The sequence below is a fragment of the Rhodococcus sp. MS13 genome, assembly GCF_013277835.1.
Classification (GTDB): domain Bacteria; phylum Actinomycetota; class Actinomycetes; order Mycobacteriales; family Mycobacteriaceae; genus Rhodococcus_F; species Rhodococcus_F erythropolis.
Map to the genome: position 1 here is coordinate 13368 of NZ_VBTL01000007.1, position 20679 is coordinate 34046.

19 protein-coding genes are annotated in these 20679 nt (G+C 63.7%); 10 read left to right on the plus strand and 9 right to left on the minus strand.

Translation table 11 applies throughout. The annotated features are described in order from the left end of the window. Both FEZ59_RS14265 and FEZ59_RS14270 read right to left on the minus strand, forming a co-directional pair. Positions 1–1038 (minus strand): alpha/beta hydrolase, encoded by a 1038-nt coding sequence (locus FEZ59_RS14265; protein ID WP_019748230.1) that lies wholly within the window; start codon positions 1036–1038, stop codon positions 1–3. Positions 1039–1219: 181 nt separating this feature from the next. After that, the gene (locus FEZ59_RS14270) at positions 1220–2179 is read right to left on the minus strand and encodes a PAC2 family protein (protein ID WP_003942198.1); all 960 of its coding nucleotides are present in this window, start codon (positions 2177–2179) and stop codon (positions 1220–1222) included. Positions 2180–2540: 361 nt separating this feature from the next. On the opposite strand from FEZ59_RS14270, the gene FEZ59_RS14275 reads away from it, so the two are divergent. Both FEZ59_RS14275 and FEZ59_RS14280 read left to right on the plus strand, forming a co-directional pair. Next, positions 2541–3296, plus strand: coding sequence for a sensor domain-containing protein (locus FEZ59_RS14275; RefSeq protein WP_172932815.1), 756 nt, complete (start codon positions 2541–2543; stop codon positions 3294–3296). A 155-nt stretch (positions 3297–3451) separates the two neighbouring features. Then, a complete protein-coding gene (locus tag FEZ59_RS14280; RefSeq protein ID WP_172932816.1) occupies positions 3452–4582 on the plus strand; it encodes a DUF4192 domain-containing protein in 1131 nt (376 codons plus the stop codon). Here FEZ59_RS14280 and galE read toward each other — a convergent pair. Both galE and FEZ59_RS14290 read right to left on the minus strand, forming a co-directional pair. After that, a complete protein-coding gene (gene galE / locus FEZ59_RS14285; RefSeq protein WP_029255256.1) occupies positions 4579–5568 on the minus strand; it encodes a UDP-glucose 4-epimerase GalE in 990 nt (329 codons plus the stop codon). The two genes, FEZ59_RS14280 and galE, sit on opposite strands and share 4 nt — an antisense overlap. Before the next feature lie 8 nt (positions 5569–5576). Then, complete coding sequence (locus FEZ59_RS14290; protein ID WP_003942150.1) at positions 5577–6263, minus strand: metal-dependent transcriptional regulator; 687 nt, start codon at positions 6261–6263, stop codon at positions 5577–5579. A gap of 176 nt (positions 6264–6439) precedes the next feature. On the opposite strand from FEZ59_RS14290, the gene FEZ59_RS14295 reads away from it, so the two are divergent. Both FEZ59_RS14295 and FEZ59_RS14300 read left to right on the plus strand, forming a co-directional pair. Further along, complete coding sequence (locus FEZ59_RS14295; protein WP_019748234.1) at positions 6440–7711, plus strand: acetoin utilization protein AcuC; 1272 nt, start codon at positions 6440–6442, stop codon at positions 7709–7711. Further along, the gene (locus FEZ59_RS14300) at positions 7704–10409 is read left to right on the plus strand and encodes a bifunctional GNAT family N-acetyltransferase/acetate--CoA ligase family protein (protein WP_020969494.1); all 2706 of its coding nucleotides are present in this window, start codon (positions 7704–7706) and stop codon (positions 10407–10409) included. The genes FEZ59_RS14295 and FEZ59_RS14300 overlap by 8 nt, the downstream gene beginning before the upstream one ends. 124 nt (positions 10410–10533) lie before the next feature. On the opposite strand, the gene FEZ59_RS14305 is transcribed toward FEZ59_RS14300, so the two are convergent. The 3 genes from FEZ59_RS14305 to FEZ59_RS14315 form a co-directional block, all read right to left on the minus strand. Next, complete coding sequence (locus tag FEZ59_RS14305) at positions 10534–11505, minus strand: sigma-70 family RNA polymerase sigma factor (RefSeq protein ID WP_003942639.1); 972 nt, start codon at positions 11503–11505, stop codon at positions 10534–10536. A gap of 159 nt (positions 11506–11664) precedes the next feature. Continuing rightward, positions 11665–13164, minus strand: a complete 1500-nt coding sequence (locus FEZ59_RS14310) for a methyltransferase (RefSeq protein ID WP_019748236.1) — start codon at positions 13162–13164, stop codon at positions 11665–11667. Between the two features lie 26 nt (positions 13165–13190). Continuing rightward, complete coding sequence (locus tag FEZ59_RS14315; RefSeq protein WP_019748237.1) at positions 13191–13550, minus strand: DUF3099 domain-containing protein; 360 nt, start codon at positions 13548–13550, stop codon at positions 13191–13193. A gap of 83 nt (positions 13551–13633) precedes the next feature. Here FEZ59_RS14315 and FEZ59_RS14320 point away from each other — a divergent pair, with 83 nt between their 5' ends. Continuing rightward, entirely contained in the window at positions 13634–13870 is a 237-nt protein-coding gene (locus tag FEZ59_RS14320; protein ID WP_003942602.1) for a DUF3039 domain-containing protein, read from the plus strand. On the opposite strand, the gene FEZ59_RS14325 is transcribed toward FEZ59_RS14320, so the two are convergent. Then, positions 13843–15090, minus strand: coding sequence for a YihY/virulence factor BrkB family protein (locus tag FEZ59_RS14325; protein WP_097387412.1), 1248 nt, complete (start codon positions 15088–15090; stop codon positions 13843–13845). The two genes, FEZ59_RS14320 and FEZ59_RS14325, sit on opposite strands and share 28 nt — an antisense overlap. A 256-nt stretch (positions 15091–15346) precedes the next feature. Here FEZ59_RS14325 and FEZ59_RS14330 point away from each other — a divergent pair, with 256 nt between their 5' ends. Next, positions 15347–17125, plus strand: coding sequence for a DEAD/DEAH box helicase (locus tag FEZ59_RS14330; protein WP_020907558.1), 1779 nt, complete (start codon positions 15347–15349; stop codon positions 17123–17125). Between the two features lie 134 nt (positions 17126–17259). On the opposite strand, the gene FEZ59_RS14335 is transcribed toward FEZ59_RS14330, so the two are convergent. Continuing rightward, the gene (locus FEZ59_RS14335) at positions 17260–17451 is read right to left on the minus strand and encodes a hypothetical protein (protein ID WP_003942643.1); all 192 of its coding nucleotides are present in this window, start codon (positions 17449–17451) and stop codon (positions 17260–17262) included. A 234-nt stretch (positions 17452–17685) separates the two neighbouring features. Here FEZ59_RS14335 and FEZ59_RS14340 point away from each other — a divergent pair, with 234 nt between their 5' ends. From FEZ59_RS14340 to FEZ59_RS14355, 4 genes are all read left to right on the plus strand, one after another. Beyond that, positions 17686–18063 carry a DUF952 domain-containing protein gene (locus FEZ59_RS14340; RefSeq protein ID WP_020969495.1) on the plus strand — a complete coding sequence of 126 codons (378 nt, stop codon included), beginning with the start codon at positions 17686–17688 and terminating at the stop codon, positions 18061–18063. Positions 18064–18149: 86 nt separating this feature from the next. Continuing rightward, entirely contained in the window at positions 18150–18632 is a 483-nt protein-coding gene (locus FEZ59_RS14345; protein ID WP_021344116.1) for a cation:proton antiporter regulatory subunit, read from the plus strand. Between the two features lie 7 nt (positions 18633–18639). Further along, entirely contained in the window at positions 18640–19812 is a 1173-nt protein-coding gene (locus tag FEZ59_RS14350; protein ID WP_003943778.1) for a cation:proton antiporter, read from the plus strand. A 21-nt stretch (positions 19813–19833) separates the two neighbouring features. Then, positions 19834–20643, plus strand: coding sequence for a tyrosine-protein phosphatase (locus FEZ59_RS14355; protein WP_047888402.1), 810 nt, complete (start codon positions 19834–19836; stop codon positions 20641–20643). Positions 20644–20679: the final 36 nt, after the last annotated feature.

A 20679-nucleotide genomic window follows, 5' to 3' on the forward strand; every position in this document is an offset into this window, starting at 1 on the left:
TCAGGTTGCGCTTCGCTCGTCCGAGCCCATGGCGTCGAGCACTGCCATGCGGGTGGACGACGTTCCGGTAATGGTGTTCTCGCCGACGCCGGAGATCAGCATGTGACGCCAGCGGGCCTCGTCGAAGACGAGTGGTGCGGTGCTGGAAAGAAAATCTTCGACGATCTGCAGGAAACGCATCGGATCGTCGCGGAACGGGAAGTGGCCCGAGCCGCGGAAGATTTCGAGACGTGAGTTCGGCATCGCCGCATGCGCGAGGTGAGCGTGGGAGACGGGAATGACGGAGTCGTCGTCGCCCCAGATCAGTTGAACCGGCAGATTCTCGGTCAGATAACAGCGGTCGAGCATCGTGACGACCTGCCCGCGCCAGTCCACGACTGCCCGCAGCGTACGAAGGTAAGCCTCGTAGGCAGTGGGGTCGGGGAGATCAGCGAGCACTCGAATCAGGTCCGGCGTGTCGTGCAGCATGGTGCCGGGGCGCAGATTCGAACCGTGGACGACACCGGCAAGGTTTCCGGCCATCCGGACGAGCGGCATCGCGCCAGGTATCCGGAGCAGTTTGACGACCTCGTTGACCACCGGAACGGACATGAGTCGCAGCAGCGGGTGGACGTCCTTGGTGACGCCACCGGCTGAGACCAGCACGAGGCGATCGACCATGTGCGGGAACTGATAGGAGAACTGCATCGCGACGCCGCCGCCGAGCGAATGCCCGATGACGGTGACGTGCTCGATGCCGAGTGTCGACAGGAGATCACGCATGCCGTTGGCGTACGCGGCTACCGAGTAATCGGCGCGCGGCTTGTCGGAGCGGCCGTGACCCAACAGGTCAGGTGCGATGACGGTGTACTTCTTGGCGAGGTGGGGAATGATCTCGGTCCACGTCGACGAGTTGTCGCCGATTCCGTGCAGGAGCAGTACTGCCGGACCCTCGCCGGCTATCCGAAATGCGCGTCGGTAGCCGTGAATCGTCCGGAACATCATCCGCGGTTCCTCGTCGGGGACCGGTCGGAGCTGACGGTTCCGTGGTCTGCTCATGTCGCCTCCTGGCTCGGCGTGTGACCACGTTGACTGTCTGCTCCAGTTGTTGAGCCGTCAACGAAAATCACACAGAGTTTGAGGCTATCCGACGGATGTGTCCTGAACAACAGCCCAGGTAACGGAGGGGTTGCGGAATGCGCACAATGTCGAATTATGCGCCCCGCCCGTCACATTTTCGTCAGTTGTCGCCTCGATCGAGGTCTCCAGCTGAGCCGAAGTCGTCATTTCCTGCCTGTTCGGCCAGGAACTTTTCGAACTCTGCGCCGATCTCGTCACCGCTGGGAAGGTCGGCCTCGCCGGCCAGAAGGGACGACTGTTGTTCCTGAGCGGCGACAAAAGTGTCGTATTGGCGCTCCAAAGCGTGGACTACAGTCTGAACTTCTTCGTTCCCGGCTATGTGCTCGTTAACCTGTTCCCGAACGCGCGCCGCGGCCTCACCCAGTGCAACCAAGGGCAATTCCAGATCCGAAACCTCGGAAACGTTTTCGAGCAAAGTCTCTGCGGCGCCCGGGTAGTCCGTTTGCGCGAGGTAGTGGGGGACATGCACCGAAAAGCCCATCGCCTCGTGCCCGTGCTGAGACATACGAAGCTCGAGGAGTGACGATGCGCTGCCGGGAACCTGCAGTTCACCTGACCAACGCTGATGGTCCTGGATCAGGTCCTTGTTGGTCGAATGTGCTGTCACACCCAGCGGTCGGGTGTGCGGGATTGCCATCGGAATCGCGTTGAGCCCGATGGTTCGACGCACTCCCAGCTGTTCGGACAACAGACGAACGGCAGTAGTGAACCGCTCCCACTTGAGGTCCGGTTCCATCCCTGCGAGCAGCAGGAAGGGCGTGCCGGCCGTATCGCGCAGTGCGTACAGATTGAGCGCCGGAGCGTCGTAATCGGAGAAATGATCGGCCTTGAACGTCATCGTTGGTCGACGTGAGCGGTAGTCGATCAGCTCGTCGACAGCAAACGACGCGACAAGCTCGGTTTCCAGGCTTTCCCGCAGATGCGTCGTCGCCAACTTCACGGCGTGACCGGCGTCGGAGTAACCCTCGAGTCCGTGAATCAGGATCGGTCCCTGGCCGTCGGCAGCCGCCAACTGGGGCGCCGGAAATTCCAGCTCGTACATCCTCGACTGTTCGTCCATCGCAGTCCCCTTCGCTCTTCGGTCTTGATCTCAAGTGTCCACTATCGGCGCACGCTCGACAGCATCGGAGTCAGGTGCCCGACAGCACTGGATCAGACGTTCATCGGTAAGAACACCGAGTCGGTGACCGATCATTCCCGATCCGACGAGACGGACGTTCGCCGAGAGCGAAGCCGAGCGGTATCTTTCGACACTTGGCCTGGGCATTCGCTAGATGTCGGGTGCGCGGCTTCGGACATGGCAGAGTGGAAGACAAGTTCGGCACGGCCGATTTGTCTGAAATGCATTGGTCGATTGTCGGGATCGGTCGAGGTCGAGTGCGGAGGCTTACATGCGGGTGTGTCCACGATCGTCCAGGCGAGTGGCCGCATACTCCCTTGCTGCGGTGGCCGCCGTTGCACTACTCGCGGGCTGCTCCGGGTCGGTCCAAGGTGCACCCGTTCCGGACTCCGCGCCGGCGACAGCCGGTGCGACCGACAGCGGCTCAGCGGCACCGAGTACGACGGCTGCACCCAAATCCTCGACGCCGAAATCCACCTCTCCGAAAACGGCGGCACCGTTGTCCGAACTGCTGCTGACTCCCGAGGAATTTCCCGAGCCCTTCGGCGCTGTTGTGCTGCCCCCGCAGGCCGTTCCGATGGCAGCGCCGGATCTAGTCGGCGTCCCACGCGGTGCCACCGTCGATCCATCCGAATGTGAGCCACCGGAACAGGATTACGGTCCGAACGGGACCGTGATGGCGGTCGGGACCGACAATGCGACGAGGGCAACGATTTCGGTCGAACTCACGAAGGTCGATGCACCACTGGACGAGTTGGAAGCGCAAACGCGCCAGTGCCCGTCCATGACGGTCACTGCGAACGGCGTCACCACTACAGTGACGACGGAAATTCTTCCGCCGTCGCCGATCGATGCCGACAAGACGATGTCACTTCGCCGCACCGTCGTGTCCCCCAAAGCCGCAGCCGGCGATCAGACGATGCTGACATTGATCGCGCAGGTCGGCGACGTACGGGTAGCAACAACACTGATGACGTTCGGTTCTGCGACGCCCTCGACGGCACCTCTGGATCAAGCGTTCACCGCAGCCGTACAGAAGGTCAAAGCAGGCAAGTGATTTCGCAGCACACGGGTCCGACACAGAGCGGACCTTTTCGGTGCGGCGCGATAATTCGTCCCCAACTGACTCGATAATCCACAGACGAATTCGACGTCGCTGTTTTCCCTGGTCGAGCGGATGGCGGCATCGGGGCGATCGGCGAGGGTCTGTGCATGACCACATCACCTCTTCCAGGAGAATTCGAATTCGCCGACGACGACCTGGCCCTTTTCGGACGCGTTGAACGTGTTTCCGATCCAGGCGAATTGATCGCGGCAATACCCGCCCTCCTGGGATTCCATCCGTCCAATTCCGTCGTTGCGCTGTCTTTGATGGGCGCTTCCGCCTCGACGCTCGGCCCGGTAATGCGACACGACTACTTTCCAAGCGTCAAAGGAAAGCCCGCGAGGCAGATGAGCGCGGCGCTGCGCCAGTTCGCCGCCGTGTGTGACGCGGAAGGAGCGCGTGCGGTCGTTCTCGTGGTGATCACCAATTGCTCGACAGCTGAAACTCTCATCGACGAAACCATCGAGCTGGCCGAGGTATTCGAAGACATGCTCGGCGGAACCTGCGTCGAGCTGGCTGACGTATTATGCACGGCCGCAATAGAATCTGACCAGCCGTGGACGAGCGTCACGCGTTCGATTCACTGCGGCACCCTGCCAGACCCGGCATCTTCGTCGGTCGCGGCGGCGCAGGTGTTGGGCGGGAGGGTCATTCGCCGTTCGCGTGAGGAACTGGTCCGGTGGGTACACGGTGCCGCTCGCAATCACGACGCGATTGCCCGACTGATCGCGAGCCGCCGAGAATCGAGTGAGTACAGCGGGGGATCAGGCCGTGATGCAGCAGTTCAGCGCCGGGTCGATCTGGTGTTGGAACATGTCCGCCGTGTGGAGGCGGGCACTTACTACCCTGACCCGCAGGAATGCGCCGATCTGGTGGTCGCTTTGACGGACGTTCACGTGCGCGACGTGGTGTTGGGTCTGGCGATCACGTCGGTTGCCGCACATGCCGAGCAATTGTGGCTCGTACTTACCCATGAAGTACCGTCTCCCGAACGAGCTTGGCCGGCAACACTTCTCGGGTTCTTTGCATACGTGCGCGGCGACGGGCCCCTGGCAGGTGTTGCGCTGTCGGCCGCACTGTCGGCCGATTCGGAACACACCTTGGCCGGATTGCTGGATTTATCGCTGCAATCCGGTGTGCACCCCGATGGGATCCGTGAGCTTGCGGCCGTCGGATTGTCCATCGGGGAATCGCTCGGAATTGCCGGTTTGCCGCCGGCACTGCCGAGTGGAAGCTAGCGAGCAGCGTGTGAGCGGTCGCCCAGATCCTGGAGGAACTGCCATGCATCGGCGACGATGACGTCGAGATCGGTACGCGTGGGCGTCCAACCCAACTCGGCAATCGCCTTGTCGCTCGATGCGATCAGTACGGCCGGATCACCCAGCCGTCGTGACGCGTCTTCGACGTTGATCGGCAGGCCGGTGACCCGCGCACAGGCAGCGATCACCTCGCGCACGCTGAAGCCGGCACCACTTCCGAGGTTGTAGATGCGGTGCTCGCCGGGAACCGAGGATTCGAGCGCCAGCAGATGCGCTTCGGCGAGGTCAAGCACGTGTATGTAGTCGCGTACCGCGGTGCCGTCCGGCGTGGGCCAGTCGGTTCCGAATACCGAGATCTTGTCTCGCTGCTCGAGTGCGACCTGAAGGACGAGCGGAATCAGGTGGGTTTCGATCACCCGGTTCTCGCCGGCGGACTTGTACGCACCCGCGACGTTGAAGTAGCGCAAGCTGGTAGCGCCGAGGCCGTGGGCGATCGAGTACGAGGTGATCGCATGATCGATCGCGAGCTTGGTCGCGCCGTACGGATTCGTAGGGCGGGTCGGAGCGGTTTCCACGATGGGGGACTGCTCCGGCTCGCCGTACGTCGCGGCGGTGGAAGAGAACACGAGCCGGGGAGTGCCGGAGACACGAATCGCCTCGAGCAGTTCGATGGTCGTGACGACGTTTCCGCGCCAGTACTTTTCGGGGTGCAGCACGGATTCGCCGACCAGCGACTGCGCAGCGAAGTGAAGTACGCCGTCGAAAACCGGTGAACCCGCACTGCCGAGGATGTCGGCGGCCAGCGCCCCCACATCCCCTTCGATGAACTCGGCACCGGCAGGCACCGCGTCGGCATTTCCGGTGGAGAGGTCGTCGATGACGACAACTTCGTGTCCACGCTCGAGCAACACAGTGCTGCACACACTGCCGACGTAACCGGCGCCGCCGGTGACCAGGAGTTTCATCTAGTTCCTCAGACCTGCTTGACCTGAACGGCGTGAGCCATTTCCTCGGACAGGTCGAACCCGCTGTGACCCGGCACGATGATGGTCACCGAGCCCGGACGGGTTTCGACCGTCACCCTGGCGTCGGGAACGACGCCGGCGTCACGCAGCTGCGCGATCACCTCGGGATCGGACTGCACGTGCTCGGCGAGTCGCCGAACGACCACAGCTGTCTGTGCGCCGTGCGGAATATCGGTCAGGCGCACCAACGTTTCGGTGGTGGCAACCGGGCCGTCGAGTCCCAACTGGTCCAAGCCCGGAATCGGGTTGCCGTATGGCGACGTCGTGGGGTTGTTCAGAACGACGACGAGCCGACGCTCGACCTCCTCGCTCATCACGTGCTCCCAACGGCATGCCTCGGCATGTACGTCTTCCCATTTGAGACCGATGACGTCCACCAGTAGGCGCTCTGCCAACCGGTGTTTACGCATGACAGAGATCGCGAGATCGCGACCCTTGTCGGTGAGTTCCAGATGTCGATCGCCGGCGACCATCAGCAAGCCGTCGCGCTCCATACGCGCAACTGTCTGGCTGACGGTGGGTCCGCTCTGTTCGAGCCGTTCGGCGATCCGCGCCCGGAGTGGGACTACGCCCTCTTCTTCCAAGTCGTAGATCGTCCGGAGATACATCTCCGTGGTGTCGACTAGATCCTTCACACTCAACCCCTTCGTCAGTTGATCATTCTACCGTTCAGTTCGTGGTTCCGGTGCCGCCTCCACTGCGGCGAGTCCAGCGCGTGTCCGAATTGGATTCGTGTCACTCGATCTCGGTCTCCGAAGCGGGCCGCGAGTGTGGTGTGCGGCACGAAACGAGAAGGAAGTAGCGTGATCCCATGACCGCGTCGATCAGATCTGACGGGGACCCCGCGGCGTCTCGAGCGAATCGAGTCGTGGTGTGGAGTCCGGAGTACCTGAGCTATCGGTGGAGCGCCGATCACCCGATGAATCCCACTCGCCTCGATCTCACGATGGCACTCTCGCGAAGCCTCGGACTTCTCGAGGGCATCGAATTTCTCGAACCGAGCGCCGCGTCCGATGCCGACCTCCTCAGAATCCACACACCGGCATATCTTGCAGCGGTCAAAGACGCTGGTAACTCTGCGAACAACGGTGTGAGCGGCCAGGATGTTCCCCACGGGCTCGGTACCGAGGACAACCCGGTCTTCCCGCACATGCACGAAGCAAGTGCGATCCTCGCCGGCGGCTCGCTGGCCGCAGCGCAGGAAATCGCTTCGGGACGTACGCGTCGCGCGGTCAGCATCGGCGGCGGCATGCACCACGCGATGGCGGATTGGGCTTCGGGATTCTGCGTCTACAACGATGCGGCTGTGGCGATTTCGTGGCTGCTCGACAACGGCTACGACCGCATCGCCTACATCGACGTCGACGCTCATCACGGCGACGGAGTGCAACATGCGTTCCTCGGGGACCCCCGGGTGCTGACGGTCTCGCTGCATCAGCATCCGGCGACGTTGTGGCCGAACACCGGATGGTCGAGCGAGGTCGGCGACGGGGCCGCTGAAGGCACTGCAGTGAACATCCCGGTGCTTCCCGGGACCGTCGACGCGTTGTGGCTGCGCGCATTTCACGCCGTCGTCCCGGGAGCCATTGCAGCCTTCCGCCCGCAGATCATCATCAGCCAGTGCGGAGTCGACTCGCACCGCGAGGACCCGCTCGCGGACCTCGCCCTGACCGTCGACGGCCAGCGAGCAGCGTTCCTGGCAATGCGCGATCTTGCCGACCGCTACTCCGAGGGCCGGTGGCTGGCAGTCGGCGGCGGCGGATACGGACTGGTTCGCGTCGTGCCGAGGGCATGGACTCACCTGATCGCTGCTGCGCTCGATCGCGAGGTCGACGTCGACACAGCTGTGCCTGACGAGTGGAAGGAATCGACGAAGCTGCGAGCGCCGAGCGTCGACCTCCCGCCGACCATGGGCGACGGCGGAGATGTCGCATACACCCCGTGGGACGGCCCGGGTGGTACACCGGAGACAGGTGTCGCCTCGGTAGATCGTGCACTCACCCGAATCGACTCGGCGATCATCGCCACACGCCGCGCTTCGTTCCCGCTACTCGGACTCGACCCGGAGGATCCCCGTGACTGAACAGTCCGATACCGATGCCGGCGGCGCGAGCGACCAGGCGCCGAAGACCGACCCCGCTCACACCTATCCCCATTCGTGGGTAGTCGATGTTCTCGCCTCCGACGGCGGCGCGGTGGCGTTGCGACCCATCGTTCCCGAGGACGCGGACAAGCTCGTCGAATTCCACGGCAAACTCTCCGAGCGGACCCGGTACCTGCGCTACTTCGGCCCGTACCCCACGATGTCGGCGCGCGACGTGAAGAACTTCACGACGGTCGACCACCACAACCGCGTCGCCTTCGTGATGATGCTCGGCGACGAGATCATCGCGGTGGGTCGCTACGAGCGACTCCTCGACGTCGGTGACGGAAAGTCTGCCGAGGTCGCCTTCGTCGTCGCCGACGCACACCAGGGGCGCGGCCTCGGCCCGATCCTGCTCGAATACCTGGCAGCAGCAGCGGCCGAGAACGGCCTGACGATGTTCGTCGCCGAGGTCCTGTCCGAGAACCGCAACATGGTGACGGTGTTCCGTGAGGCGGGGTATCAGGTGAGCCGCTCGTTCGACGGTGGCGTGCTGCGCCTCGAATTCGCGATCGACCCGACGGAAGCGCTTGTTTCAGTACGTAATTCGCGTGAGCGGGCAGCTGAGGCCCGCAGCATGGGAAACGTGCTGAGTCCACGATCGGTGGCAGTGATCGGCGCATCAGCGGACCCCGCCAAGGTGGGTAACGCGGTGTTGACCAACCTGCTGCGCGGCGGATTCACCGGACCGGTCTACCCCGTCAACGCGGAGCATCGTTCGGTTCACGGGGTGCGGGCGTACCCAACTGTTCGCGACATCCCCGACGACGTCGATCTCGCCGTCGTGGCTGTACCTGCAGAATCGATCAATTCGGTACTCGACGACTGCCTCGACAAGGGCGTCAAAGCGCTGGTGGTGGTCTCGTCGGGCTTCAGCGAGAGCGGTCCGGACGGACGCTCGTCCGAACGCAAACTGGTCCATGCAGCACGCGCTCACGGAATGCGCCTCATCGGTCCGAATGCACTGGGAGTGGCGAACAACGACCCCGCGATCTCGTTGAATGCGACTCTGGCACCGGTCTTGCCGGTGGCAGGCAACGTGGGCTTCTTCTGTCAGTCCGGCGCGCTCGGTATCGCCATTCTCGACGAAGCCGCGCGCAGCCGAATCGGGTTGTCCGCCTTCGTTTCTGCCGGCAACCGTGCGGACGTATCGGGCAACGACCTTCTGCAGTACTGGGATTCCGACCAGTCCACCGAAGTGGTCCTTCTCTACCTCGAAAGCTTCGGCAACCCACGAAAGTTCTCCCGGATCGCCCGCCGAGTTGCGCGGAAGAAGCCGATCGTCGCGGTCAAGAGCGGTCGGCACGCGGTTCCGCCGGTTCTCGCCGCCACCGGAGTCGAGATCGACGATTCCATCGTCCGCGCCCTCTTCGAACAGGCGGGCGTCATCCAGGTCGGCTCCATTTCACAATTGTTCGACTGCGCCTTGCTCTTCGGATATCAGCCGTTGCCGGCCGGTCCGCGGCTTGCTGTCATCGGCAACTCGACCGCGCTCGGTGTCCTTGCAGCGGACGCCGCCCGCAGTGAAGGTTTGCAGGTCAGCGACCCGGTCGACCTTGGCGCCCAGGCGAGTCCGGAACTGTTCGCCGCTGCCGTGCGCGACGCGTTGGCGTCGTTCGACGTCGATGCCGTCATCGCCGTCTTCGTTCCTCCGGTTGCCATTCCGGTCGAGCCGTTCGCGAAAGCACTCAAAGACGCCGTCGCCGGCTCGGACAAGCCGATTCTCACGACGTTCCTCGCAGCCGAGGGTGTGCCGGACGTCCTGGCGGTCCGCGACGAAGTCGGAAACCCGACCCGCGGTTCGGTGCCGTCCTACCCGGGGCCGGAGCGCGCCGCACTGGCGTTGGCGAGGGCCTGGCGTTACGCGGAGTGGCGCAGCAAGCCTGCGTCGAAGGTTGTTCGCCCCGCGGGAATCGACTCCGAACGAGCCCAGAAGATGGTGGCCGCCTGGCTTGAAAACTCGCCTGGCCGTTGGCTTTCGGACGTCGAAGCAGCAGCTCTTCTCGAGTGCTACGGGGTTGCAGTCGTCGAATTCCGTTCGGTCCTGAGCGAAGACGAAGCTGTAGAGGCAGCGGATGCTGTCGGCTACCCGGTCGCGGTCAAGGCAACCGGCGAAATGTGGCGCCACCGACCGGATCTGGGCGGCGTCAGGCTGGATCTGAGTGGGCCGGAATCGGTGCGCCTCGCTTACCGAGATCTTGCGGCCGCGTCGGGTGAACCGCTGCTGCACGTGCAGAAAATGGCAACCAAGGGCATCGGGTGTGTGGTTGGTGTCCAAGACGACCCGTCGTTCGGTTCGCTGATCTCGTTCGGTCTCGCCGGTGTGATCTCCGATCTCCTCGGGGACCGTGCCTATCGCGTACTGCCGCTCACGGAAGACGCTGCTACGGAGTTGATCGACGCACCCAAGGCAGCGCCGCTGCTCTCCGGATATCGAAATGCCGTTCCGGTCAACAAGGGTGCCTTGGTCGATCTGGTCCAGCGGATCTCGGCGCTGGCCGACGACATTCCGGAAGTCCGCGAACTGGCCTGTGAGCCGGTACTTGCTTCGGCTACCGGCGCGGAGATCACCGATTCGCGAGTACGCATCGGGCCAGAGCCGAGCGCAATCGACCTGGGGCCCAGGCGTCTGCGGTAGGTACAACGAACAACACCGGCCACCGCACATTCCCGAGGGGGAGGGAATAAGCGGTGGCCGGTGCTTTGTGCGGTGCGTCAGCGCGAGTGGTGTGGCGCGCTGACGCACGTGCTGTGTTGTTTGATCAGCTCGCGTAGGAACGCAGTTTCTCGGCGCGATCGCCGACGCGGAGCTTGCCCATGACCTCACGCTCGATCTGACGAACCCGCTCACGCGAGAGGCCGAAGAGCTTGCCGATCTGATCGAGGGTGCGAGGCTGGCCGTCGTCGAGACCGTAGCGAAGTCGGATGACCTGCTGCTCGCGCTCGTCGAGCGTCCCGAGCACGCTGCGCACATCGCTGTGCAGCAGACCGGCGATGACGGCGTTCTCCGCCGAAGTCGCCTCGGAATCTTCGATGAAGTCGCCCAAGGGAGCTTCTTCGTCGTTGCCGACTGGCATGTCCAGGCTTACCGGGTCGCGGCTGTGGTCGAGCAGGTCCGCGATCTTGTGGGCGGGAATGCCCGACTCTTCGGCCAACTCGTCGTCCGTCGCTTCGCGCCCGAGCTGCTGGTGCAGTTCACGCTTGATGCGGGCGAGCTTGTTGACCTGCTCCACGAGGTGGACTGGGAGCCGGATGGTGCGGCTCTGATCAGCCATTCCGCGGGTGATCGCCTGACGGATCCACCAGGTGGCGTACGTCGAGAACTTGAAGCCCTTGGCGTAGTCGAACTTCTCCATGGCACGGATGAGTCCGAGGTTGCCTTCTTGAATGAGATCGAGGAGCGGCATTCCACGGCCGGTGTAGCGCTTGGCCAGCGACACGACGAGTCGCAGGTTCGCTTCCAGGAGGTGGCTACGCGCCGACTGTCCCTCGCGAACGATCGTTGCGAGATCCCTCTTCTTGGCGACTGTCAGGCGCTTTCCCGTGGCAAGGACGTGGCTGGCGTACAGCCCCGCTTCGATTCGCTTCGCCAGTTCGACCTCGTCTGCTGCTGTCAGCAGTGCAGTACGACCGATCCCGTTCAGGTAGACGCGGACCAGGTCTGCGGCCGGGCTCTGGGCGTCCAGATCTGCGGCGCTCGGACGAATGCGAGTAGTGGTGCTGGGGCTTGTCATGACTTGCCTCCCTATCGGCGGTCTCTCACACAGTTCAACGTGTGAGAGTTCCGGGAAAGTTCCCGCGCCGATTTCCGCTAAAACGCCGTGACCTGCAGTTATTTCCCAGTCGTCCTGAGAAGTTGCTGAGAACACAAAAATCTGCAACTCACCGGGAACTCAGTTAGTGACGGGAAGCACCAACCCGTGCCGAACCAGCGAGACCAGCAATGTGACGACGGCCTCACGTAGCTGGTCCGGGTCTTCGCCGTTCGCCGCGGCGAGAAGTTCCACCAGTTCGTCGACCACCAGTCCGTCCGCTCGGAGCCCGGCCAGCAGCGCAGCACCGAGCTCGTCGATCTCGTGCTGCCAGTGCGGTCCGTTGCCGCGGTGCACACGCGTGACCACTTGCTGCCATCCCTCGTCGCCGGGGAGGTAGACGCGTTCGAGGGCCGTGTCCGGATCGAGGACGAATCGCTCCTCGAGGACGTCGTGTTCACGCAACCAGGCAAGACGGTCGAAGTAAGCGAGCGCCTCGGCCCCGAGCGGGTCCGAGAAGCCGTGCATGAGGTCCTCGGCCATCAGGTCGGTGGGGGAGTCGGTGCGGCGAAGGAACACGAAACCGAAGCCGACGCCCTCGACATCGGCTTCTTCGAGGTGATCCAGCCAGGCGTTTGCTCGCGATGCCGATTCCGGATCTCGCGGATCCTGCCCGCCGTCCTTGAGCCACGTGCCGACGTACAGAGCTGGGTCCGCCACGTCGCGCTGCACCACCCAGGCGTCGACGCCGTGCGCCGGCAGCCATGACGCGATCCGCGAACGCCAGTCCTGTCCTTCGATGTGCACCCACGAGGCCAACAGCGCTGCCGTGCCGCCGGGGTTCAGATAGTCGATCGAGCGCGAGATCATCAATTCGCTCGCACCGTCGAGATCGAGGCCGGAATCGCGGTACGTGTGATGGACGCGTGCCTCGCCGACGACAAACGGGGGATTGGCGACCACCTGGTCGAAGGTTCGACCCTCGACGGGTTCGAACCAGGACCCCTGAAGCAGTTCGACGTCCAGTCCGTTGAGCGCCATGGTTGCGGCCGTGAGGTCGACGGCGCGTTGATTGATGTCGGTTGCGGTGACCGAATCCGCGTATGTGTTCGCGTGCAGGGCTTGGATGCCGCATCCCGTACCGAGGTCGAGCACGCTGCCGACCTTCGCGGTGGGCGTGGCCTGCAGCAAGGACAGTGACGCATGTCCGACTCCCAGCACGTGATCGGCCGTGGCCTTCTTGGGACGGATTCCGCCGTCGAGATCCGAGATCACCCAACGGTCGCCGTCGCCGACGTCGATGGGGCGAAGATCGACCGCGGCCCGCACGAGCGGATTCTCACTGTCGAAGTTTTCACCTTCGAGCAGGCCGGCGTCGACGCACTGCGCAATTGTCAGCGGAGTCAACGCCGCGGCGACGTCGCCTGCTGGGCAATCATCGGCGAGAAGGAACAGTCTGATGAGAACGCCCAGGTCCCCGAGTTCTCGGGTGGCGCGGCGCACGGGTACCGGCTCACTTCGGCCGAGAGCGGCGTGAACTTCGGGACCCAATGCCTCGAGCATGGTTCCCGTGTCGAATCGATTGCGAAGCAGGGCCTCACGCAGCGCAGGGGTGATGGACAGGAGCGTTTCGCTTCTCACCCCGTCATTCTCGCAGGCGGAACTTGTCAGCCTTCGATGGTGTGGTGCGTCGCGGATTCGATCTCGCCTGCGGTCTTCTTTCGTCCGTCGTATCGGCTCGGTTCGTCCTTGGTGCGCGGTGGTCGGTCGTTGGCGATCAGGACGGCGATCCAGGGAAGCGGAATGGATGCACCGATGATGAGCATCGAGATCCAGGCGTTGGCCCAGATGCCGTACGCGATCGCCGCGAGGATCAACGCCGGGAACCGGAAGGACATGATGATCATGTACTTGCGCACTCGGGCTTTGTGCTGTTCTTCGACGGACTTCTGCGCTTCGGTGATCAGTACGGGATTATCGGGAGTCCCGGCCTCGTCGGACCTGCCGAACGCGCCATTTCGTGCCATGACTCCACTGTTCCACTCTCGGCCGACAATTGCACACGACCCGTGGGTCGCACCGCTGTGACGGAGACGGCATTATTGGAGGGGTGAGCACTCAAACCAAGGAACGTCCCGACGTCTCCACCGACGAAACGACCGACGACGACACCCCGAAGTTCTTCCACTATGTGAAGAAGAACAAGATCGCCGAGAGCGCCGTCATGGGAACCCATGTCGTCGCGCTGTGCGGCGAGGTGTTTCCCGTGACGAAGTCCGCCAAGCCGGGATCACCGGTGTGCCCGGACTGCAAGAAGATTTACGAAGGACTCCGTAAGGGCGACTGACCTCGGGTCACGCGAGCGGGAGTACTTCCGGAGCTCGGCGGATCGACAGCCTCGACGCAGTCGGCCGCCGGGCTCTTCGCGTCTGCGTGCGGTTCATCGCAGGGATCTTGGTCGGCGCACGAGTTCTGGCGCGACTCCGTTTGTCTGCTGCGGGGCCGCCCGTACGAGGGGACTGTGGCCGGATCCGCTTTGTCGCCCGAGATGCGGATCGGGCTGGTGGCCAGGTGCCAGGTCAGGTTGGTGACCGGACCGGTCTCGTCGTCGGTGTTCTGAGCCGCAAGCCACTCTCGCATCTGCTCCATCCGAGTGGCACGAGCCGGCCAGAACTCCTGAACCGTCGCGTTGAACTCGGCGCCGAGGACGACGGCAAAACCGAGGAAGAACGTGAAGAGCAGAAAGGCGATCGGCGTTGCCAGTGCGCCGTACGTGTAGCCGGTGCTGGTGACAAATCCCAGATACCAGCGCAATCCGGTACTGGCGGCCATGAAGAACACACCGGCGACCAGCGCGCCCGCGAGCAGCCGATGCCACGGCAGCGACTTCGGCAGAGCGACTTTGTAGAGCGTCGTGAGACCGATGATCACCAGCAGACCGACAGCGGGGTAGTAGAAAGTGTCGACCAGATTCGATCCGACCACGTACCAGGAGGCCGGCAGTGCTCGCCCGACGAGCGTCGGCCCGAGAGCTACCAGCGGCAGGATGAACACCGCCATCACCAGGAACATCACGTAGAGCAGCAGGGCGAAGATGCGCTGCCAGATGGGATTGCGCGCATCCTGCTGACCGTGTGCTTCCACGATCGAGTCGACGAACGTACTGATCGCCGACGATCCCGCCCACAGGGAGAGCAGGAAGCCCACCGAGATGATCTCCGGTCGTCCGCGCTGAAGGACGTCCGTCACCGTCGGGCGGATGATCTGGTCGACGACGCTTTCGCTGAAGATCGTTCCGCTGAACGTGACGATCTTGGATTCGATGATCTCGACGGTGTTGGGTCCGAACCACCCACCGATGTAGCCGATCATTCCGAGAAGGCCCAGAAGCAGGGGAGCCAGTGACAGCGTTTGCCAGAACGCGGCCGTAGCCGCCTTTCCGAAGATGGAATCGTCCCAGGCCTTGCTCAGTGTGCGACCGATCAACTGCCCGGTGCGGCGTAGCGGATGCCATCTGCGGTGGTGCAGATCACTTCCGCTCGACTTCTCGCCTCGCGCTTCACTCATGATGTCTCCAGCATCCCTGACGACACACCCGGTTGCCCAACCATGGCGCCGACGTGTCGCACATTTCTGAGACAATTCGCGTGCAGGTCGGCAGGATGCGAGAGCAGCGAAACCTCGCCGGCCGGAGTGAGAACGGCCATGAGTACGCGCTTCGAGTGCGGCTTTCGTCGGTGGCGGCGGCTAGGCTCGTCGCCGGACATTGATGAAAATTCGAGGAGCGCGAGACAACAGTGCGATTCCAGTGGAGGCGCGGCCTATGACGTCTGAGACCGTGGCAGCCGAGTTCGGCAATTCGCCCGAACCCGCCGGAGCTCAATCCGCGGGAACCCAACCTGGCGCCCCTACCGGTTCCCTTCGTGCATGGCAGCGCCGTGCACTGACCAAGTACCTTTCCAGCAGTCCGCGCGACTTCCTGGCGGTCGCAACGCCGGGAGCAGGTAAGACCACCTTCGCTCTGCGGGTAGCTTCGGAATTGCTCCGTGACCGGACGGTCGACCAGATAACCGTCGTGGCGCCGACCGAGCACCTCAAGCACCAGTGGGCGGAGTCCGCTCAGCGATCCGGCCTGGCATTGGACTCGCGGTTCTCCAACTCGACCGGCCAGACCTCGAGTGACTATCACGGCGTCGTGCTGACCTACGCCCAGGTTGCCTCGCACCCGTCGAAGCACCGTGTGCGCACCGAGGGCCGCAAGACGCTGGTCATCCTCGACGAGATCCACCACGGCGGCGACGCCAAGAGCTGGGGCGACGCCATTCGTGAGGCGTTCGGCGACGCGACCAGGCGTCTCGCACTGACCGGAACTCCGTTCCGCAGTGACGACAGTGCCATTCCTTTTGTCGAGTACGAGCCGGACAAGGAAGGTCTGCTCCGCTCGAAAGCCGATCACTCCTACGGATATTCGGATGCCCTCAAGGACGGCGTGGTTCGCCCCGTCGTGTTTCTCGCCTACTCGGGCGAGGCACGGTGGCGAAACAACGCCGGCGAGGAATTCACCGCTCGGCTCGGCGAGCCGCTGAGCGCCGAGCAGACGACTCGGGCATGGCGTACGGCCTTGGACCCTGCCGGCGACTGGATTCCTGCCGTGCTGCAAGCAGCAGACACCCGTTTGGCGCAGCTGCGCAGTACGGGTATGCCCGATGCGGGCGGACTTGTCATCGCGACGGATCAGACAGTGGCCCGCGAGTACGCGAAGGCGTTGACGGCGATCACCGGCGAACAGCCGGCCGTCGTGCTGTCCGACGACCCCACCGCGTCCAAGCGAATCGCCGAATTCGGTGCGAGCGACCAGAAATGGATGGTCGCGGTCCGCATGGTGTCCGAGGGCGTCGACGTTCCCCGTCTGGCGGTCGGTGTGTACGCGACCAGCGCGTCGACCCCGCTGTACTTCGCTCAGGCGATCGGGCGCTTCGTGCGTTCGCGTCGTAAGGGCGAAACTGCCAGCGTCTTCCTGCCGTCGGTGCCGGTGCTTCTCGACCTTGCTGCACAGCTCGAGGCTCAGCGTGACCACGTGCTCGGCAAGCCGCATCGTGAGAAGGACGGCCTCGAAGACGACCTGCTCGCCGATGCGAACAAGCAGAAGGACGAGCTGGGCGAGGAGGAGAAGGCGTTCACGTCCCTGGGCGCCGATGCCGAACTCGACCAGGTGATCTACGACGGATCGTCCTTCGGTACCGCGACATTCGCCGGAAGTGACGAGGAAGCCGACTACCTCGGTCTCCCCGGCCTACTCGACGCCGATCAGATGCGGGCATTGCTGCGTCAACGCCAGCAGACACAGGTCGAGGCCAACTCGGCCAAGGCCGCCGCACCGCAACCCACGGCGGCAGTGGTATCCGATCGAGCGGCCACGGCAGATCAGCTCGGAGCGCTCCGCAAGGAGCTGAACGGGTTGGTGGCGATGAACGTTCACCGCACCGGCAAACCACACGGCATCATTCACGCGGAACTTCGCCGAGTGTGCGGAGGCCCGCCGACGGCCATCGCGACTGTCGATCAGCTGACCGAGCGCATCGCGATCCTACGCAGCTGGTAGCAGCCGATACCGGTCCCGCACGCTTCGCGTGCTTGCCGGCCCCGGAACGGCAGAACGGGCGATCACAGTGAATGTGATCGCCCGTTCTGGCGTTCATGGCGCGCCTCGTGAAGAGGCCACCCCCGGCTGACAGGTCAGATTGCGGGTTCGCTTTCGGAGACGACGGCATTCATCTCGCGAAGTCGATCCGCGTGTTCGGTTGCGTGGTGTCCGCAGAAGAGAAGCTCGCCGCCGGTGGGAAGCACGGCGCGTACGCGTGCTCCGGCACCGCACCGGTCGCACCGGTCGGCAGCGGTCAACTGTGGGCTGGTCAGTGTTCCGGGCATGACTCCTCCGTACTGGCTTTGCGGCATTCGGGCCGCGTGCCTGGGGCCTGGTCCGCCGCGTCGGAATGGCGCGGTAGATCCACTCTTACAGACGTTTGGGGTTTACGGGTTGTTCCCGAAGGCGTTTCTTAGTGTTGTGTCTCACTGGAAATGCGCTGGGCAGGCATTCTCGGGTGAAGATTGTTCGCTGACAGCTGATTCGAATCGCCGACCTCAGCCCGATATTCTGGGCGGATGAACCCGGGACGCGAACCACTTGTCGACGAGAGCGTCGAGTTGCTCCACATGTGCACGCGCGAGGAATGGGCGCGGGCACAACAGCACGGCGAACGTATCCCCGACGGATTCGAGGCGGAGGGATTTGTTCACATGTCGACTCCGGCGCAAGTTCATCTCCCGGCGAATCGGATCTTCGCCGGCCGCGATGACATAGTCCTTCTCGCCATCGATCCGGCCCTGCTCGGTGGTCAGGTCAAGTACGAACCGGGCGTCCCTTCTGACCCGGAATCGATGCGATTCCCGCATCTGTACGCCCCGATTCCGGTCGCAGCCGTCACCGCTGTCGTCGAGTATCTTCCGGACGAGAACGGCGTGTTTTCGCCGGTTCGGTAGGTCGCCGGTTCGCTCGCCGCGAAGTGCTCCCGGCGGATTGTGGCCCTCACGCGATGCAGGTCGCCGATCGGCGCTACCGTTGGTATATGAACGTAGAAGTCACCCCACTACCGGGGATCGGGACGCGCAAGGATTTTGTTCTGTCTTCCGGTCGTCGCGTGGGTGTCGTCACCCATCGGGACGGTCATACCGACCTCATCGTGTCCAAGGCAGACGACCCTGACGCGTGTGCTGCCTCGCTGCCTCTGACCACAGAGGAAGCGGCAGCGCTCAGCAATCTCCTGGGTGCCCCACAGCTCGTTGCGCAGCTCGAAGAAGAGCACCGTGACCTTCCGGGCATTCGAACCAAACAGCTCTACATCAAGGACGGTTCGCGCTACGACGGGCAGACCCTCGGGGACACCGGCATGCGCACGCGTACCGGAGTCTCCATCGTCGCCGTCATGCGTGCCGGACAGGTCAGCCCGTCCCCGAACCCCGACTTCACCTTCACCGGGGGAGATCTTCTCGTAGCAGTCGGAACGCCGGACGGTTTGGCCGCAGCGGCAAAAATCTTGGCCAACGGCTGACTGGCGCGTGGACACAACCACCCTCGCACTGATCGAACTCGGCGCGGTCTTCTTCGCGCTCGGACTGCTCGGACGACTCGCTGCTCGCGTGGGGATGTCGCCGATCCCGTTCTACCTGATCGGCGGCCTGTGCTTCGGACAGGGCGGTTTCATCCAACTCGGAGACATCGGCGAGTTCTCCCATCTGGCAAGTGAGATCGGGATCGTCCTGCTCTTGTTGCTGTTGGGGCTCGAATACACCGCGGCCGAGCTCGTGACCGGTCTCAAACGCTCACGCGTAGCGGGCATCGTCGACATCGTCCTCAACGCGACTCCCGGCGCGGTGGTCGGCTTGATTCTCGGCTGGGGCGTCGTGGGGGCGACGGTCATGGCCGGCGTCACCTACATCTCGTCTTCGGGAATCATCGCCAAGGTGCTCAGCGACCTGGGGCGCCTCGGTAACCGCGAAACACCGGTCGTGCTGTCGATTCTGGTGTTCGAAGACCTGGCGATGGCGCTGTATCTGCCGATTCTGACCGCGATGCTTGCGGGCGTCAGCTTCATGGGCGGGCTCGAAGCGGTCGGGATCTCGTTGTTGGTCATCACCGTGGTTCTTGTTGTGGCCCTGCGATACGGGCGGTACGTCTCCGCGCTCCTCGACAGTCCCGACAGTGAGACGCTCCTGCTCAAGCTGCTCGGTGCCGCACTGTTGGTTGCCGGCATCAGTTCGGCGATGCAGGTGTCGGCGGCTGTGGGCGCGTTCCTCCTCGGGATCGCGATCTCGGGGTCGACGGCGCACAATGCCAGTCGCGTGCTCGAGCCCCTTCGAGATCTGTTCGCTGCAATGTTCTTCGTGGTCTTCGGTCTCAACACCGATCCCAGTTCCATTCCGCCCGTCCTCGGGTGGGCTGCGATCCTGGCCGTCGTCACCGCGATCACGAAGCTGATCACCGGCGCCTGGGCGGCCAGACGTCAGGGTGTCGCGCGAATGGGTCAAGCGCGCGCCGGTGCCGCCCTGATCGCCCGCGGTGAGTTCTCCATCATCATCGCCGGGCTGGCGGTGTCCGCGGGTGCGGTCGACGCCGAACTGGCGGCATTGGCAACGGCTTACGTGCTCCTGATGGCGGTCATCGGTCCAGTGGCGGCAAGAGTTATCGAACCGGTTGCCTCGTTGTACATCAAGGTTCGTACGAAGTCCTGATTGCGGCCCTATTCTGTCCGGATGTCGAACAGAATCGCCCGTCCCGCCGCGACAGTCCTGTGCGCGGTGATCCTCTCGTGCGGTCCGGTGCCGGCGCTCGCCGGGGGAATACCCGCGCTCGAACAAGCCGGACCTGCAGCTGCGCAGGTTGCCGCAGACCGATCGCTGCATCTCGAGGGTGCGTCGAACGCGCGTGACATCGGCGGCTACGTCACCGAGGAGGGGCGGACCGTTCGGTGGGGGAAGGTGTTTCGCTCGAATGCCCTCGACAAGCTGACGCCGTCGGATCTCGCGTCGTTGAGCGAACGCGGAGTGGAATCGGTGGACGACTTCCGCACGGTCGTCGAACGGACGCTCTCGCAAGACCGCATTCCGAACGGGGCACGAACCAACTGGTTCGACGTCATCGGAACCAACCCCGCCAACCTCCCGGCCCTGGTGGACATGCCCACGATGTACGCGTTGATGGCGACCGATCCGGGGGCGAGCCGCGCATTCCACGATGCTCTGGTGAACGTCGCGAACACCGAGGGTGCAGTCCTCTACCACTGCTCGGCGGGCAAGGACCGTACCGGCTGGATGACTGCGGTTCTTCTGACCCTCCTCGGCGTGAGCCGCGCCGACGTGAACGCCGACTACATGCTCAGCAACCAGTACCTCACCGGACCTCGCACCGGGAGTGCGTTCATCGACGGCGTCGAACAGTCGTGGCTGGACACGTCTTTCGCCACGGTGGATCGGGTGTACGGCAACTTCGACAACTACGTCCGGGACGGCCTGCAGTTGAGCGACGGGGACATCGCACAACTCCGGGACACACTCTTGGCCTGAGGCGGCAAACGAAGAAGAGCCGCTCTCCGGAAATCC